Genomic DNA, 15,667 nt, shown 5'->3' on the forward strand with positions numbered 1-15,667 from the left:
CGCGGCCCGCGTCCTAGGACAATCGGAATTGGTCAGGTTTTCTTACCGCCCTTCGCCTGGCGCTTGGCCTCGCCGCGGCAGCGGTCCGAGCAGTAGCGCACGTCGTCCCAGACCTTCTCCCACTTCTTGCGCCACGCAAAGGGCAGCCCGCACTGCGCGCAGTCCTTGGTGGGCAGGTCGCCCTTCCTCCGCATCCTGGCCATCGCCCCTCCCCCGTCAGCCTCGGTCCGTGGTCACGCCCGGCGGCGTTACAGGGGAAGCTCCGCCTGCCGCGGATCGCCCCGCTTCCTCGCGGGCCTGCGCGTCCTCGGCCCCTTGCGCGACCCATGCCGCGCCACCACCGCATCCGCCGTCTCGCGGAACCCCGGCTGGCGGCGGTAGGCGTAGATCCGATCGCGCGCGGCACGGGCGGCGTCCGCCACGTCGACCACGGGCCGGGGATAGCCCTTTACCTGGCCGTCCCACTCCCACGGCGCCTGCAGGTGCGCGTCGGGCACGTCGGCCAGCTCGGGCACCCACTTGCGCGTGAAGGCGCCCGTGGGATCCTGATCGTGGCCCTGCTTCACCGGGTTGTAGATCCGCAGCGTGTTCATCCCGGTGACGCCCGACTGCATCTGCGACTGCGCGTAGTGGATGCCGGGCGCGTAGTCGGTCCAGAGCCGCCCCAGCACCGGCCCCGTGTGCCGCCAGTCGAGCCAGAGGTGGTAGGAGGCCACGCACTGCACCATCGCGCGCATCCGGAAGTTCAGCCACCCGGTCGCCTTCGCGTAGCGCATGCAGGCGTCCACGAAGGGCAATCCCGTCATCCCTTCCGCCCAGCGCTCCAGCCGGTCGGCGTCGGGCACCTCGGGCCGCATCCCCTCGAAGCCGGGATGCAGGCACCGCTCGTCGAGGAGCGGGAAGTCCTCCAGCTTCTGGGTGAAGTGGTCCCGCCACGCGAGGCGCGACTTGAACGACTGCATCGCGTTGGACCAGCCGGTCCCGCTGCCCTTCGTCTCCGCCGCCCGCGCGAGCGCCGCCTGATGCGCCTCGCGCACGGACATGGTGCCCCATGCGAGGTGCGGGGAGAGCCGCGAGCACCCCGTCTCGCCGGTCACGGGCGAGGACATGTCCGTCCGGTAGTCCTCGCCCCGCTCGTGCAGGAACGTCGCGAGGATCTCCTCGGCTAGCGCGCGCCCGCCCTTCTGGCGTCCGGGGCACGGGTCGAAGCCCAGCCCGAGGTCCTTCGCCTCGGGCACGTCGCCGGGCGCGAGGTTCGTGCCCTGCAGCCCCTCCGGCACCGGCGCCTGCGGTGCGCGCATCAGCTTCTCGCGCCGCGCGGCCCAGCCGTCGCGGGAGGTCAGGTGCCGCTCCACCCCGCTGTCGCGATGCTCGGTCCAGCGGATGCCCTCCGCCCGGCACCACGCGGCCACCTCGCGGTCGCGGATCCACGTAGGCAGGAGGCCCGTCTCCTCGTGGCTCTCGATGTGGTCGTAGGCCCGCTCCGCGTGGATCGCGCGCAGCACGTCTAGCGCCTCCCCGTGCCGCACGACCAGCGGCGCGCCTAGGCCGCCGAGGTCGCGGCGCAGCGCCTCGAGGCTCTCGGCCACGAACCGCCACTGCCGCGCGCTGGCGTCGGGATGGGACCAGACGAGGGGCTCGGCGACGTAGAGCGGGATCACCGGGCCGCCGCGCGCGGCGGCCCGGGCCAGCGCGGGGTGGTCGGCGATCCGCAGGTCGCGCTTGAACCAGACGAGGGTGGCCATGGGCGGAAGGGGCCTCACGCGAGGGGGACGGTCCTGCGGCAACGCGGGACGTGCGGGGAGGTTGCTTGGAGGGCGCCGCGCGGGCCGTCGCCGCGCCGAGCGCCCTACCGCCGCGCCAGCGAGTAGAGCCCGATGTCCTCCGGCCCCTCGTCGGGCCGGAGGCCGAGCAGCGGCATCGTCCGCCGGATGATCTCGGCGGCCACCGGCACCGCCGTCCAGCCGGCCGTGCGGCGGACCTTGGGCCCGGTGCGGTCGTTCGGCTCGTCGAGCGTGACCACCAGCACGTATTTCGGATCGTCGGCGGGCAGCACGGACGCGAAGGTCGTCACCACCCTGTCGTCCCAGTAGCCGCCGGTGTGCTTGGGCTTGTCCGCCGTCCCGGTCTTGCCGCCCACGCGGTAGCCGGGGATGCGCGCCAAGGACGCCGTGCCGCGGGCCACCACCTGCCGCAGCATCCACCGGCTCTCGGCGGCGGTGCGCGCGGACACGATCTCCGGACCGAGCTGGGGCGCCTGGTCGCGCGCCACCAGCGTCGGCGTTACCCGCCGCCCGTCGCCCAAGAGCGAGGCGTAGGCCGAGGCGAGGTGCAGCGGAGAGGCCGCTAGCCCGTGGCCGAAGCTGATCGTCATCACGTAGGGGTCCGACCACCGGTTCGGCGGCGGCGACTGCGGGCGCGCGCCCCGCGCCTCGGTCAACTCGACGCCCGTCGGCTCCATCAGCCCGAGCGCCCCGAGGAACTCCCGCTGGCGCTTGGAGCCGATCTGCATCGCGACCCGCGCGGTGCCGATGTTCGAGGACTCGACGATCACGTCCTCCAAGGACCGCTCGCGGCCGAGGTAGTGGAAGTCCCGGATGTGGGTGCCGCCCTTGGGCAGCGGCGAGGCGAGGTCGATCATCGTGGACCGGTTCATCAGCCCCAGCTCCAGCGCCTGCGCGGCGGGGAAGATCTTGAACGTCGATCCCAGCTCGTAGAGCCCCTGCACCGCCCGGTTGAAGAGCGGGCTGTCCGCCGGGTCGCCCTCGGTCGCGGGCCGGGGCCGCGCGTTGGGGTCGAAGTCCGGCAGGGAGGCAAGCGCGATCAGCTCCCCGGTGCGGATGTCCATCAGCACCGCCGCCGCGCCCTTGGCGTCCATGAGCTGCATGCCCGAATGGAGCACCCGCTCGACGGTGTTCTGGACCGTGAGGTCGAGCGAGAGCCGAAGGGGCGCGTCCGGCGCGCCCGCGAGCCGCTCGTCGAAGAAGCCCTCCGTGCCGGCCACGCCCACGATCTCGGCCGCGCGGACGTCCTGCTCCCCGAACCGCGCGCCGCCGAGGACGTGCGCGGCCAGCGGCCCGTTCGGATAGACGCGCATCTCCCGCTCCGCGAAGAGCAGCCCCGGCTCCCCGAGGTCGTGCACCGCCTGCCGCTGCTCCGGCGAGATGTTGCCCTTGATCCAGACGAACTTGCGCGCCGACGAGAAGCGCCGCTCCCACGCCTCCTGGTCGAGGTCGGGGAAGATTCCCTTCAGCCCGTCCGCGGCCGCCACCGGGTCCAGCATGAGGTGCGGCTGCGCGTAGAGCGCGGTCGTCATCACGTTCGTCGCCAGCACGTTGCCGCGCCGGTCCACGATGTCGGCCCGGTCGGAGGTGATCCCCGTGTCGACCACGCCGACGCGCGCCTCGGCCGGCCCGGTGGCGGCGATGGCGGCCATCTTGAAGGCGACCGCGCCGAAGGCCACGCAGAAGCAGGCGGCGGTGAACTGGAGGCGGCGGCCAGCCCGGCGCCGGTCCGCGTCGCCATCGCGCGGCGCGCCCGCGGGGGCGGCGCCCGGGACGGGGCGGAACGGGTCGTCCAAGGCGGCGGGGCGGCGGCGCAGCAGCGCGGCGATCCGGTCGAGCGGCGGGGTCACGGCACCTGCTCCCCGTCGGCGGCCGGCGCGGCGGGCGCGATCACCACCGGCGCGGCGCCCGCACCGAACTCGAAGTTCGTGGGCACGATGCCCGACACGCTCGCGTCGAGGCCCAGCTCCGCCACCGCGACCGGCGGCGGCAGGTCCGGCACCTCGGCGGCCGTGCCGAAATGCCCGTCCGTGACCGGCATCAACTGAAGGTCCGCGAAGTTTAGCTCCACCAGCGCCGACAGCCGGTCGGGCCGGTTGAGGTAGGCCCACTCCGCCCGCAGCATCCGCAGGTCGCGCCGTTTCGCGGCGATCTCGCGCTCCAGCTGCCGCACCTCGCGCTCCACGGCGCGGGTCTCGTAGCCCTCGCGATAGGCCCAGAACCCAAGGGCGAGCACGGCGGCGACGGAGAGCGGGTAGGTCAGGGAACGCATCATGGCCTCCGGATTAGGTCCACTCGACCGGCTCGGGCAAACCCAAGACGGCCCTGCGAATCGGTTGGGCGACCGCCTGTGTCCGCCGTGCCATGCGCAAGCGCGCCGATCGCGCGCGGGGGTTCGCGGCGACCTCCGCCTCCGAGGGCGGCGCGGCCTTGAGCGGCGCCTCGAAGCCCGGATCGCGCGGGGGCTCCGGCGCGGCGTGCCGCGAGCCGCCCCCGCCCCGGTCGCTGCGGTCGGCGAGGAAGCGCTTCACCGCGCGGTCCTCGACGGAGTGGAAGGTCACGACCGCCAGCCACGCGCCCGGCGCGAGCGCCCGCTCGGCGGCCTCCAGCCCCCGGTGGAGTTGCCCGAACTCGTCGTTCACCGCGATGCGGATGGCTTGGAAGCTGCGCGTCGCGGGATGTGCCTGCCCCGGCTTCGCGCGCGGGAGCTGCGCCGCGACGACGTCGGCGAGGTCGGCCGTCGTCTCGAACGGCGCCTCCGCCCGCCGCCGCACGATGGCGCGCGCGATCCGCCGCGCCGCGCGCTCCTCGCCGTAGCGGTGCAGGATGTCGGCGAGCGCGCCCTCGGACGCGCCGTTCACGAGTTCCGCCGCAGAGGGCACGTCGCCGCCCATCCGCATGTCGAGCGGCCCGTCGTGGCGGAACGAGAACCCCCGCTCCGCGGTGTCGAGCTGCATCGACGACACGCCGAGGTCGAGCACCACGCCCCCATCGACGGGCCCCGCCTCGTCCAGCGCGTCGAAGGTCGCGAGCCGGGTCTGCAGCCGGTCGCCGAAGGGCGCCCCCCATTCCGCCGCCATCGCGTGCGGCAGCGGATCGCGGTCGATCCCGATCACCTTGGCCGCGCCGGCCTCGAGGAGCCCGCGCGCGTAGCCGCCCGCCCCCAGCGTCCCGTCGATCCATGCCCCCGACACGGGCGCCGCCCGCTCCAAGATCGCATCCAGGAGGACGGGGACGTGCGGCGCGCTCATGCGTCCGGCAGTTCGGCGTCGAGGTCGGCCGCCGGCCCCAGCTCCGCGAGCAGCGCGTCCAGCGGATCGGCGACCTCGACCGGCACCTCGGCCGACATCAAGCGGAAGGTCTCGAGGTTCGACATGAACTTCACGTCCCGACCGAGCGCGATCCGCTCGCGCAGCGACTTCTTGAGGACGAGGCGCCCGGCGTCGTCCAGGCGGACCTGCTCGACCTTGGCGCTGTAATAAATCTTGAACGCCGCCTTCCGCGGGTGGCTCGCAGGCATCGCCTCGACCCGCGCAAGCACGCGCTTCATCGAGGCGGCGGAGTGGCACTCGAACCACGGGACCGTGGTGTTGCCGAAGAGGATGTAGACGACCGGGTTCTCGGTGTCCGCGCGGTCGGGGTCCGCGGCCGAGAGGGTGCGGCGGAACTCGGCCGGAACCTGCACACGGCCCTTGTCGTCCATCCTCATCGTGAACTCGCCGAAGAAGGTCGTGTCCAACGCGCGCCCTCCCTCCGGCGAAGGCCCGGCGCTCAACCATCGCGGTCGCACGGGGCGGAAACTGGAATGCGGCGGAACGGGGTCTGCCAACCCGTTCCGCCGCGACCCCATCGCTGGGTCGATCGAATGCGCAGGTCACCTGGGGGGATGATTGCTCGATCCCGCGCGATCCGATCTTCGTCGTCCGGAGACGTATGGGGGGATGCCTGTAAGCCTCCTGCCTCTTGTCGCTGCGGGGCGGCGTTCTGCGCGCCGTCCTCCCCTGCTCCGATGACGAGAGTGATGACACGAAACCCGCCCCACGCCAACCCACTTCGGGACAAATCACCCCACCCATGTTATCCACAGGGTGTGTGAGAAACGGGGATAAACGACGATTTCCTACTACATGTGGTGTTCTTCCGGATGTTACGGTTGAGATGTTGTCGGCGAAAAATCTGGAACCTTTGGGGGCATTCGGGGTTTTCCCGACCGCCCTCGCAGCCCCCGATCCGAACGCCCCGTTTCGGACCGATCCGGCCCCATGGGGCCGATCCTGCGGTGACTCAGTGACTTAGCGTTCGATCCCCCCCGATTCCCTCCGCACGCGAATCGACCGACCGGATTCACCCGTTCCGAAGGTGGGGCGAAGGGGGGGCTGGGGTGGGGGGTGGTGGGGACCGCCGCCGGGGCGCTCAGACGATGCCGCCGTCGATCAACCTACGGGCGAGCGAGGCGAAGGCGTCCGCCATCGGGCCCTCCCCGGCCGCGATCGGCGTCCCCGCGTCCCCGGCGAGGCGCGTGTCGAGGTCGAGCGGCAGCGCCCCGAGGAACGGCAGCCCGAGCGCCTCCGCCTCCTTGGCCACGCCGCCCTCTCCGAACGGATGGCTCTCGTGGCCGCAGTTCGGGCAGTGGAACGCGCTCATGTTCTCGACCAGCCCGAGGATCGGGGTCTTCAGCGTCCCGAACATGTCGAGCGCCTTGCGCGCGTCGAGCAGCGCCACGTCCTGCGGCGTCGACACCACGATGGCCCCCGTTACGTGCGACTTCTGGCACAGGGTGAGCTGGACGTCCCCCGTCCCCGGCGGGAGGTCCACGATCAGCACGTCGAGCGGTTCGCCCCCGGTGTGCCGCGTCCACTCCACCTGCCCGAGCATCTGCTGCAGCGCGCCCATCAGCATCGGCCCGCGCCAGACCACGGCCTTGCCGGGATCCAGCATCAGCCCGATCGACATCATCGTCACGCCGTGCGCCACGTTCGGATGGATCACCTTGCCATCCGGCGAGGCCGGGCGCCGGGTCTCCCCCATCATGCGGGGCTGCGAGGGGCCGTAGACGTCCGCGTCCAGCAACCCCACCCGCTTGCCCTGCCGCGCCAAGGCCACGGCGAGGTTGGACGACACCGTCGACTTGCCCACGCCGCCCTTGCCGGAGGCGACGGCGACGATCCGGTTCACCCCGGCCACCGGCGCGGGGCCGGCCTGCGGCTTCGGGTGCTCCCCGATCTTGAGCTGCGGCGGCGCCTTCTCCGCCGTGGGGGCGGTCAGGGCCGCCTGCACCGACTGCACCCCGGGCAGGCGGGACACCGTCATCTCAGCGGCGGCGCGCACCGGCTCCATCGCGCGTGCGGCGTCCGCGGACGGGGCCTCGACGACGAAGCGCACGACACCGCCCTCCACCGACAGGCCCCGCACCATGTCCTTCGACACGAGGTTCCCCCCGTCGGGCATCCCGATCGTGGCCAGGGCCTCGGTCACGGCGGCGCGGTCGGTCATGGCGGTCCCCTTTCCTGTCGGGGCGTCAGGTGGTCCGCCCCCGGACGAATGGCAAGGCCAGCGCGACCCCTGCGACACCGCCGACCACGCAGGCCGCTGGCAGCCCGACGGCCTGCGCGAGGACGCCCAGGAGGCCCGCCCCCAAGGCGACCGCGCCGAGGGCCGCCACGACCCAGAGCGACATCACCCGCCCCCGCAGGTCGTCCGGGAGGGCGTCCTGCACGGCCTGCTGCAGGCCCACGCCGCACCACGTCGATGCCGCGCCGACCAAGGCGGTCCCGGCCAGCGCGGCGGCCCACGACGTCCACATCCCGATCCCGGCCATGACCGCCATGCCCGCGAGCAGCGCCGGCACCACGCCGCCCCGCGCGCCGCCGGTCCGGCCCGCCGCCGCCAGCAGCGCGCCCGCGCCCGAGGCCGCGGTCAGCAGGCCGAGCCCTTCGGCCCCCCGTTCGTGCACCCCGGACGCCATCACTGGCAGCAGTTCGAGGTATCCGCGCAGCACCACCGACATCAGCGCGGTGAGCGCGAAGGCCCGGCGGAGCGGGGCGGCGCGCAGCACGTGCGCCACCCCCTCCCGCATCGCGGCGCCGAGCGCGCCGGTCCGCGGCCGGTCCAGCGGTCGCGGATGCAGGCGTCCCGCCACGAGCCCCAAGGGCGCCATGCCGACCGCCGCGAGCATCAGCGTCGGAGCCGCCCCCCAGACCACCAGCGCCGCGCCCGTCGCCACCGGGGACACCAGCCGCGCCACGTTGAAATTGACCGCGCCCAAGGCGACGACCGAGGCCACCGCCGCGCCGGGCGGCACGAGCCGGGGCCCGAGCGACATGCGCACCGGGTGGTGCATCGCCGTCGCCAGCCCCAAGGCCAGCGCCAAGGCGCAGAGCAGGTCCTCGCCCATCACCCCGGCCCCCTGCGCCACGGCCGCCGCAGCCGTGACCGCCGCCATCGACCCCGAGGACAGGCGCAGCGCCCACGTCACGTCCACCCGGTCGACCAACGCGCCGAACACCGGCCCCGCCACCACGATCGGGACGAGGCCCAGCGCCGCCACGAGTCCGACGAACCCCGCGTCCCGCGAGAGCTCCCACGCGAGCCAGCCGAAGATCACGCGCATCGCCCAGAGGCTCAGCACGAAGGGCACGGCGGCGGCGAACCACAGGCGAAAGCCCGGGTGGCGCAGGGCGGGGGGCGAGACGAAGGTCATGGCGCGATGCGTCCAACGCGCATCACCCGCCCCGGTTTCGCCACGCGCCATGCCGATGCTGCATAGCGGCATTGAGGTCTTCGCGAGTTGTGCAGTCGCGGCATCGGGCGCATCTCCTGACCAAGCCGAGACGGACGGTTCATCCGCCGCCCCGGGCCCACCCGGCGGGACGAGCCCGCCAGCTCATTGACCTTCAGGAGGCACCTCATGGCCACCACCGCCTACGCGACCCAGACCTTCGGCTCCACCCTCGCCGCCGCCGGCGCGCTCCTGCGCGGCCGCACCGACGAGGCGCGTGCCGCTTGGAACCGCTACAAGCTCTACCGCCAGACCGTGCGCGAGCTGTCGGCCCTGTCGGACCGCACCCTCGCCGACCTCGGCCTGAACCGCGGCATGATCCACGCGACGGCGCTCGACGCCGCCCGCTGAGCCAGACACCGCATCGGTCGCCTTCCTCCCTTGGCGACCGGCGCGGCCCCGGCCGGATCGGTCCCCTCCTCCCTTGGGGCCACCGGCCATCGCCCGACGCTCCATCCTCCCTCGGAGCCGACGGCATCCCGGCCCCCGTCCGCGGCGGGCCGGTCGAGACACCGGAGCGGCGCCCCTCCTCCCTTGGGCGCGGCTCCGGGCGCGGTCGGCGCGGTCCTTCCTCCCTTGGACCCCCGGCCCGGCCCCGCGCCTCCCTCCTCCCTTGGAGGCGCAGGGCACTCCGGTCCCCCTCCCGGGACCGGCTGAATGGGCCGGCGCGGCCCCTCCTCCCTGGGGTCGCGCCGGTTCGTTTCGATTTTTTCGAAACCGCATTGGAACCCGGTCCGACCGGGAGGGTTCGCAATCGACAGACAGGCGACCGGACCCTCCTCCCTCCCTCAGGTCCGGTTCCCGTACGGCGCGCCCCACCCTCCCCTCGGGCGCGCGCCACCCCAAGCGGCGGCGTCCCCCTCCCTGGGCGCCGCCGCTTCTCGTTCCTGCAGGTGCGGGCGCGGCGGGACGGATCGCCGCGGCCCGGATGCTGGCCCGTCGGGCCCTGCGCCGCTAGGGAGGCCGGACCGGCGCGACGCGTCGGACGACAGGCGAAGACGACGGGACGACGACCGATACCCAAGCGCATGATCCTTCCGTCCCTGACCTCGCCGCGCGTGGTGATCGCCGCGCTCTGCCTCCTGCTCGCCGCGGGCGCGACGGTGGTGGCGATGACGGTCTCCGCCGAGCGCGCGGCCCGCGCGCAGGTCACGCGCACCGCCGCGATCCTCGAGATCCTCCGTGGCACGCTGCGCGACGGGCTCGACGCCGAGACGGGGCAGCGCGGCTACCTCCTCACGGACGACGTGGCCTATCTCGAACCCTACGAGCGCGCGGCCGGGGCATGGCTCGGTCGGATCGACGTCCTGGAGGCGCGGCTCGGGGAGGAGGGGATCGAGGACGCGCAGATCGCGATCCTGCAGCGCATGCGCCGGATCGCGGAGGCGAAGCTCGCCGAGCTCGCCGCGACGATCGATCTTGCGACCTCCGGCGCCCGCGACGACGCCCTCGCCTTGGTGCGGACGGACGAGGGCCGGACGCTGATGACGGAGTTCCGCGCCGAGGTCGAAGCCTTGGAGCGGATGGAGCAGGATCTGCTGGCGCGCGAGGTCGCGGCGGCGGAGCGGATCGAGCGTCGGACGGTGCCGGCGCTGGCGCTGCTGGGCCTCGTGGCGCTCCTGCTCTCGATGGTGGGCCTGCGAGTCGAACGCCGGACCGCCGCCGCCGAGGCCCGCGCCCGCGAGGCCGACGACCTGCGCGCCGCGCGGGCGCGGTCGGACCTCCTCGCGCGGGAGATGGACCACCGCGTCAAGAACCTCCTCGCGGTCGTCCTCTCCATCGTCTCCCTGTCGGCCAAGGGCGCCGCGCCCGAGGCGCGTCCCGCGCTCAAGCGCCTCCGGGAGCGCCTCCACGGCCTGTCCCTCGCCCATTCCGCCGCGCAGGAGCAGGACGCACGCGGCGGCGTCGCGCTCGGGACGCTCGTGGACCGGACGCTCGCGCCCTATCGCGACGGCACGGACGGGCGCGGCGGCCCGCGCATCGCCACCCACGGGCCGCCCATCCACCTGCCGGTGTCGATGGTCACCCCGCTCGGCCTCGTGCTGCACGAACTGGCCACGAACGCGGTGAAGCACGGCGCCCTGTCGCATGCCGACGGTCGCTTGGACCTCGGGTGGGAGACGGTGGAGGACGGATCCGCGGTCCGCCTGACGTGGCGCGAGAGCGGGAGCCCCGGCGCGCGGCCGCCGGTCCGGACCGGCTTCGGCAGCGTCCTTCTGACGCAATCCGCGCGCCAGCTGCGCGCGAAGCTCGACCAAGCGTGGCCCGGGGACGGCCTCCGGGTGGACCTGCGCGTTCCGCTGCCGCCGCGCGACGCGGCGGGTCCGGCGGCCCGAACGGGCCGCGCGTAGCAGGCGATCGGGCTACTGCGCGTTCTCCGCCGCCACGAGGAACCGTCCGACCAGCTTCTTCGACCCCGCCTTGTCGAACTCCACGTCCAGCTTGTCGCCCTCGATCCCCATCACCTTGCCGTATCCGAACTTGGTGTGGAAGACCCGGTCGCCCACCGCGAAGGACGACACCGCCGTGGCGTCGATGGTCAGGTTCTTGGCCTCCGACGGCTGCCGCACGGGGCGGCTGGCGTTCATCTGCAGGCGTCGCCATCCGGGCGAGTTGTAGACGTCCGCCTTGGTCGCGCGGTCCTCGAGGTCGCTCTCAACGCCCCCGCCCATCGCTGCCTTCTGCGCCGCCGCCATGCCCGTCGCCCCGAAGCCTCCGCCGTAGAGGCCCGGCGGCGTCAGCACGTCGACATGGTCCTCCGGCAACTCGTCAACGAAGCGCGAGGGCATGGACGACTGCCACTGGCCGTAGACGCGCCGGTTGGCCGCGAAGGAGATCGTGCAGACCTCCTCGGCCCGCGTGATGCCCACATAGGCCAGCCGCCGCTCCTCCTCGACGCCCGACGCCCCGCTCTCGTCCATCGCGCGCTGGGACGGGAACAGCCCGTCCTCCCAGCCGGGCAGGTAGACGCAGGGGAACTCCAGCCCCTTGGCGGCGTGCAGCGTCATCAGCGTGATCTTCGGCTCCTCCTCGCCCCCGCCCTCGTTGTCCATGATGAGCGAGACGTGCTCGAGGAAGCCCTGCAGGTTCTCGAACTGCTCGAGCGCCTTGACCAGCTCCTTGAGGTTCTCCAGCCGCCCCGGCGCCTCGGGCGTCTTGTCGTTGAGCCACATGTCCGTGTAGCCGCTCTCGTCCAGCACCTCCTCGGCCAGCCGCACGTGGTCGCGCCCGTCGAGCATCTCCTGCCGCCAGCGCGCCAGCCCGTCGCAGAGCTGCTGGAGATGCGCGCCGCCCTTGCCCCCGATCAGCTTGGTCCGCACGGCCAGCCGCGCGCCGTCCACGAGGGACAGCCCGTTCGACCGCGCGGTGCGCTGGATCGTCTGCTGCGCCTTCTCGCCGAGGCCCCGCTTGGGCGTGTTGACGATCCGCTCGAAGGCGAGGTCGTCGTCGGGGCTCACGACCAGCCGGAAGTAGGCCATCGCGTCGCGAATCTCGAGCCGCTCGTAGAAGCGCGGCCCGCCGATCACCCGGTAGGGCAACCCGATCGTGAGGAAACGGTCCTCGAAGGCGCGCATCTGGTGCGCCGCCCGCACGAGGATCGCCTGCCCGTCCAGCGAAATCGGACGGATGCCCCGCGTCCCCGAGATCATCGACTCCGCCTCATCGGCGATCCAGCGCGCCTCCTCCTCGCCGTCCCAGTGGCCGATCAGGCGGACCTTGTGGCCGTCCTCGCCGTCGGTCCACAGCGTCTTGCCGAGCCGCCCCTTGTTGCCGTCGATCACGCCCGCGGCAGCCGCGAGAATGTGGCCCGTGGAGCGGTAGTTCTGCTCCAGCTTGACGACGTGCGCGCCGGGGAAGTCCGTCTCGAAGCGCAGGATGTTGCCCACCTCCGCCCCGCGCCAGCCGTAGATCGACTGGTCGTCGTCGCCCACGCAGCAGACGTTGCGGTGCCCCTGCGCCAAGAGCCGCAGCCACATGTACTGCGCGACGTTCGTGTCCTGATACTCGTCGACGAGAATGTAGCGGAAGAAGCGCTGATACTTGGCCAGCACGTCCTCATGGGTGCGGAAGATGTCGATGACGTGCATCAGCAGGTCGCCGAAATCGACCGCGTTCAGCGTCAGCAGCCGGTCCTGGTAGGCGCGGTAGAGCGCGACCCCGTGGCCGTCGAACGCCCCCTTCTCCGCCTTCGGCACCGCCTCGGGCGTCAGCGCGCGGTTCTTCCAGCCGTCGATGATCCCCGACAGCACGCGGGCGGGCCACTTCTTCTCGTCGATGTCGGCGGCGGCGATGAGCTGCTTGAGCAGCCGCACCTGGTCGTCCGTGTCGAGGATCGTGAAGTTCGACCGCAGGTGGACCTCCCGCGCCTCGCCCGGCCCGACCTGGATCGTGCGACCGATCAGTTCGGCATGGCGGCGCAGCAGCTTGACGCAGATGGCATGGAAGGTGCCGAGCCACGGCATCCCCTCGACTACCTCGCCCACCATCCTGTGCATCCGCTCGCGCATCTCGCGGGCGGCCTTGTTGGTGAAGGTGACGGCGAGGATCTCGTTGGGCCGCGCCGTGCCCGTCACCAGCAGGTGCGCGATCCGGGCCGTCAGCGCGCGGGTCTTGCCCGTCCCTGCGCCCGCCAGCATCAGCACGGGCCCCTCCAGATGCTCCACGGCCTCGCGTTGGACGGGGTTGAGCCCGTCGAGATGCGGCATCGGGCGCGACTGGAGCGCGCGGGCGGAGAGCTTGGAGGCCTGTTCGGTCATGGGGCGTCTAGCTAGGGCGGACGGCGCGGCGGGGGAAGCCCCTCCGTTCCCCCTCCGTTCTGGACGCGCAGCGAATCGCCGTCGGCCCGATTCGTTTGACGCAGGGTCGGAACGGAATCGGGGGTGGCCCGGTTGGCGGCCCGATCCCATCCCCCGGAGGTCCCCTTGGTCCGCTCCAGCATCCGCAACGTCGGCTCCTTCGTCGCGAACCGCCTGCTCTCCGGAATCTGGGTGCCCGTGCTCGTGGCGGTCGTGCTCGGCGCGGGGCTGGCCACGGCGCTGGGGCTCGCCGACCGGGCGGGCGCCTCGGCATGGGTGGCGGGCTGGGGCGGGGTCTTCGACTTCGGCCCCGAGGCGGCGGGCGACGCGGTCGCCGCCCTCCTGACGGTGCAGACCGCCGTGCTGTCGCTCTACTTCTCGATCACGCTGATCGTCCTAACCCTTGCCGCGCAGAGCCTCGGCAGCCGCCTCGTCGAGCGTTGGATCGCACAGGTCGAGACCCGCCTCACCCTCGCCGCGTGGGCCGGCCTCGTGGCGTGGAGCCTCGTCGCGGGCACCTTCGCCCTGCCCGACGGCACCGCGGAGGACACACCGCGCCTCACGGTCGTGACGGGCATCGCGCTGACGCTCGCCGCCCTTGCCGCGCTCGGCTCCGCGTATCACCGGCTCGCGCGGACGGCGCACGTCGACACCTCCATCGCGGGGATCGGGCGCGACCTCGCGACCGATCGGGAGGACTGGGGCATCGTGGACGGCCCGTCGACGGCCCTCCCGCCCGACGGCGTGCTCGCCGCGCCGCGGTCGGGCTATCTCGGCGGGATCGAGCGGCAGCGCCTGATCGACGCCGCGCGCGACGCCGGCGGCCGCGTCGCCTACATCGTGGCGGAGGGCGCGTTCGTGCTCGAGGGGGCCGCCTACGCCCACGTCTGGGGCGGGACAGACGCGCTGCGCGAGGCGGTGGCCGACGCGACCACGCTGTCGGACTACCGGGCCGATCGCCCCACGGGTCCGTTCGCGATCACGCTCCTCGCCGAGATCGGGGCGCGCGCGCTGTCGCCCTCGGTCAACGATCCCCTCACCGCGGCCTCCTGCGCGGACTGGATCGGCCACGGGATCGCCCGGCGGCTGCGCTGCGAAGCGGGTCCGCACGGCTGGTTCACCGACGACCGCGACGCGCCGCGGCTCGCGATCCCCGCGACGGGCGTGCTCGAGCAGGCCACGCCCTACCTCACGGTGCTGCACAGGGCCGCGCGCGGCCACCCCTTCGTCGCTGCGCGCCTGGCCGAGGCCTACCGGGGGGCCGCGCGCTCGGCCCGTCACGCGGCGGACCGGGACCGGCTCGCGACCTTGATCGAGGAGGCCGAGGCGGCGGGCCGCGCCGAGGGGCCGACCCGGCTGGAGCGTCTGCTGCTCGAGCCCGATGCCCCCGGCGACGCGCGGATGGCGGACGCGCCCTTGGCCGCGGAGTAGGAACGCGGGCGGCGCGTCCGGGAACGCGCCGCCCCGATCCGCCGCGGACTGGACGCCCCCAGCGGGCCCACGAGGTTCAGCCGCGCGGCCCGCCGGTCGCCCCGTCCCCTCCGAGGGCCGACACGTTCGCGCGCATGTGGGCGTCGGACGTCGTTCCCGGAATCGGGATCACGTTCGGCGACAGGTCCCGCAGCCAGCGCAGCGCAGCGCCCGGATCCAGCTTGGCCCCGTGCCGCATCGGCGCCGCACCGAGCGGGCCGTAGGGCAGGAACGCGATACCCTTCTCCGCCGTCAGGCGGACCATCGCCTCGCCCTCGGCCTCGCCCATGTTCAGCCTGTTCTGCACCGATGCAATGGGCGCGACCGCCTCCGCGCGGGCCAGTTCCTCGGCGGTGACGTTGCTCAGGCCGATCAGGCCGATCCGCCCGTCCTCCCGCGCGCGGGCCATCGCCTCGACGCTCCGCTCCAAGGGCACGTCCGGATCCACCCAGTGCAACTGGAACAGGTCGATCCGCCCGAGGTCCTCCAGAGCCTCGTCGATCTGCCGCTCCAGCGTGTCCGGCGACGCGTCGCGCCGGAGGTCCGTCGGCGAGGCCTTGTCGATCCCGCCCTTGGTCGCGAGCATCACGTCCGCCCGGTCCCCCAGCGCCTCGCCGAGGATGCGGTCGGCATGGCGCGGCCCGTAGGCCCGGGCACTGTCGAACAGCGCGACGCCCGCGTCCGCCGCGGCGCGCAGCAGGGCCACGCCCGCATCCCAGTCGGGATAGGGGCCGAAGTTGCCCGGTTGTCCGGTGAGGCGCATCACGCCCATGCCGATGCGCGGGATCGTCGGGCCGTCGCGGAAGGTGAAGGTCATCGTTCGTCTCCTCTTGCTGGGG

General features: G+C 73.3%; 13 protein-coding genes. 3 read left to right on the forward strand and 10 right to left on the reverse strand.

Features of this window, described 5'->3' with window-relative positions; translation table 11 throughout:
• Nucleotides 1-32: 32 nt before the first annotated feature.
• From JQC91_RS11690 to JQC91_RS11725, 8 genes are all read right to left on the reverse strand, one after another.
• Nucleotides 33-203: a DUF2256 domain-containing protein gene (locus JQC91_RS11690; RefSeq protein ID WP_203286984.1), complete on the reverse strand. Its 171-nt coding sequence runs from the start codon at nucleotides 201-203 to the stop codon at nucleotides 33-35.
• Nucleotides 204-248: 45 nt separating this feature from the next.
• Entirely contained in the window at nucleotides 249-1,745 is a 1,497-nt protein-coding gene (locus JQC91_RS11695; RefSeq protein ID WP_203286985.1) for an FAD-binding domain-containing protein, read from the reverse strand.
• A 104-nt stretch (nucleotides 1,746-1,849) separates the two neighbouring features.
• Nucleotides 1,850-3,634: a penicillin-binding protein 2 gene (locus JQC91_RS11700; RefSeq protein WP_343069963.1), complete on the reverse strand. Its 1,785-nt coding sequence runs from the start codon at nucleotides 3,632-3,634 to the stop codon at nucleotides 1,850-1,852.
• The gene (locus tag JQC91_RS11705) at nucleotides 3,631-4,059 is read right to left on the reverse strand and encodes a cell division protein FtsL (RefSeq protein WP_203286986.1); all 429 of its coding nucleotides are present in this window, start codon (nucleotides 4,057-4,059) and stop codon (nucleotides 3,631-3,633) included. The genes JQC91_RS11700 and JQC91_RS11705 overlap by 4 nt, the downstream gene beginning before the upstream one ends.
• Before the next feature lie 10 nt (nucleotides 4,060-4,069).
• Nucleotides 4,070-5,035, reverse strand: a complete 966-nt coding sequence (rsmH, locus tag JQC91_RS11710; RefSeq protein WP_203286987.1) for a 16S rRNA (cytosine(1402)-N(4))-methyltransferase RsmH — start codon at nucleotides 5,033-5,035, stop codon at nucleotides 4,070-4,072.
• Nucleotides 5,032-5,523, reverse strand: coding sequence for a hypothetical protein (locus tag JQC91_RS11715; protein ID WP_203286988.1), 492 nt, complete (start codon nucleotides 5,521-5,523; stop codon nucleotides 5,032-5,034). The genes rsmH and JQC91_RS11715 overlap by 4 nt, the downstream gene beginning before the upstream one ends.
• A 674-nt stretch (nucleotides 5,524-6,197) precedes the next feature.
• Nucleotides 6,198-7,277, reverse strand: a complete 1,080-nt coding sequence (locus tag JQC91_RS11720) for an Mrp/NBP35 family ATP-binding protein (RefSeq protein ID WP_203286989.1) — start codon at nucleotides 7,275-7,277, stop codon at nucleotides 6,198-6,200.
• A 25-nt stretch (nucleotides 7,278-7,302) separates the two neighbouring features.
• Entirely contained in the window at nucleotides 7,303-8,484 is a 1,182-nt protein-coding gene (locus JQC91_RS11725; RefSeq protein WP_203286990.1) for an MFS transporter, read from the reverse strand.
• Nucleotides 8,485-8,691: 207 nt separating this feature from the next.
• Between JQC91_RS11725 and JQC91_RS11730 the strand changes: the two genes are divergently transcribed.
• Both JQC91_RS11730 and JQC91_RS11735 read left to right on the forward strand, forming a co-directional pair.
• A complete protein-coding gene (locus tag JQC91_RS11730; RefSeq protein ID WP_203286991.1) occupies nucleotides 8,692-8,913 on the forward strand; it encodes a DUF1127 domain-containing protein in 222 nt (73 codons plus the stop codon).
• A gap of 677 nt (nucleotides 8,914-9,590) precedes the next feature.
• The gene (locus JQC91_RS11735; RefSeq protein ID WP_203286992.1) at nucleotides 9,591-10,913 is read left to right on the forward strand and encodes a CHASE3 domain-containing protein; all 1,323 of its coding nucleotides are present in this window, start codon (nucleotides 9,591-9,593) and stop codon (nucleotides 10,911-10,913) included.
• Nucleotides 10,914-10,925: 12 nt separating this feature from the next.
• Here the strand turns inward: JQC91_RS11735 and JQC91_RS11740 are convergent, their stop codons facing one another.
• Nucleotides 10,926-13,319 (reverse strand): UvrD-helicase domain-containing protein, encoded by a 2,394-nt coding sequence (locus tag JQC91_RS11740; RefSeq protein WP_238941480.1) that lies wholly within the window; start codon nucleotides 13,317-13,319, stop codon nucleotides 10,926-10,928.
• A gap of 165 nt (nucleotides 13,320-13,484) precedes the next feature.
• On the opposite strand from JQC91_RS11740, the gene JQC91_RS11745 reads away from it, so the two are divergent.
• Nucleotides 13,485-14,789: a DUF2254 family protein gene (locus tag JQC91_RS11745; RefSeq protein ID WP_203286994.1), complete on the forward strand. Its 1,305-nt coding sequence runs from the start codon at nucleotides 13,485-13,487 to the stop codon at nucleotides 14,787-14,789.
• Nucleotides 14,790-14,865: 76 nt separating this feature from the next.
• On the opposite strand, the gene JQC91_RS11750 is transcribed toward JQC91_RS11745, so the two are convergent.
• Nucleotides 14,866-15,645 (reverse strand): aldo/keto reductase, encoded by a 780-nt coding sequence (locus JQC91_RS11750; RefSeq protein ID WP_203286995.1) that lies wholly within the window; start codon nucleotides 15,643-15,645, stop codon nucleotides 14,866-14,868.
• Nucleotides 15,646-15,667 lie beyond the last annotated feature (22 nt).

The organism is Jannaschia sp. Os4, assembly GCF_016820245.1.
GTDB lineage: Bacteria > Pseudomonadota > Alphaproteobacteria > Rhodobacterales > Rhodobacteraceae > Jannaschia.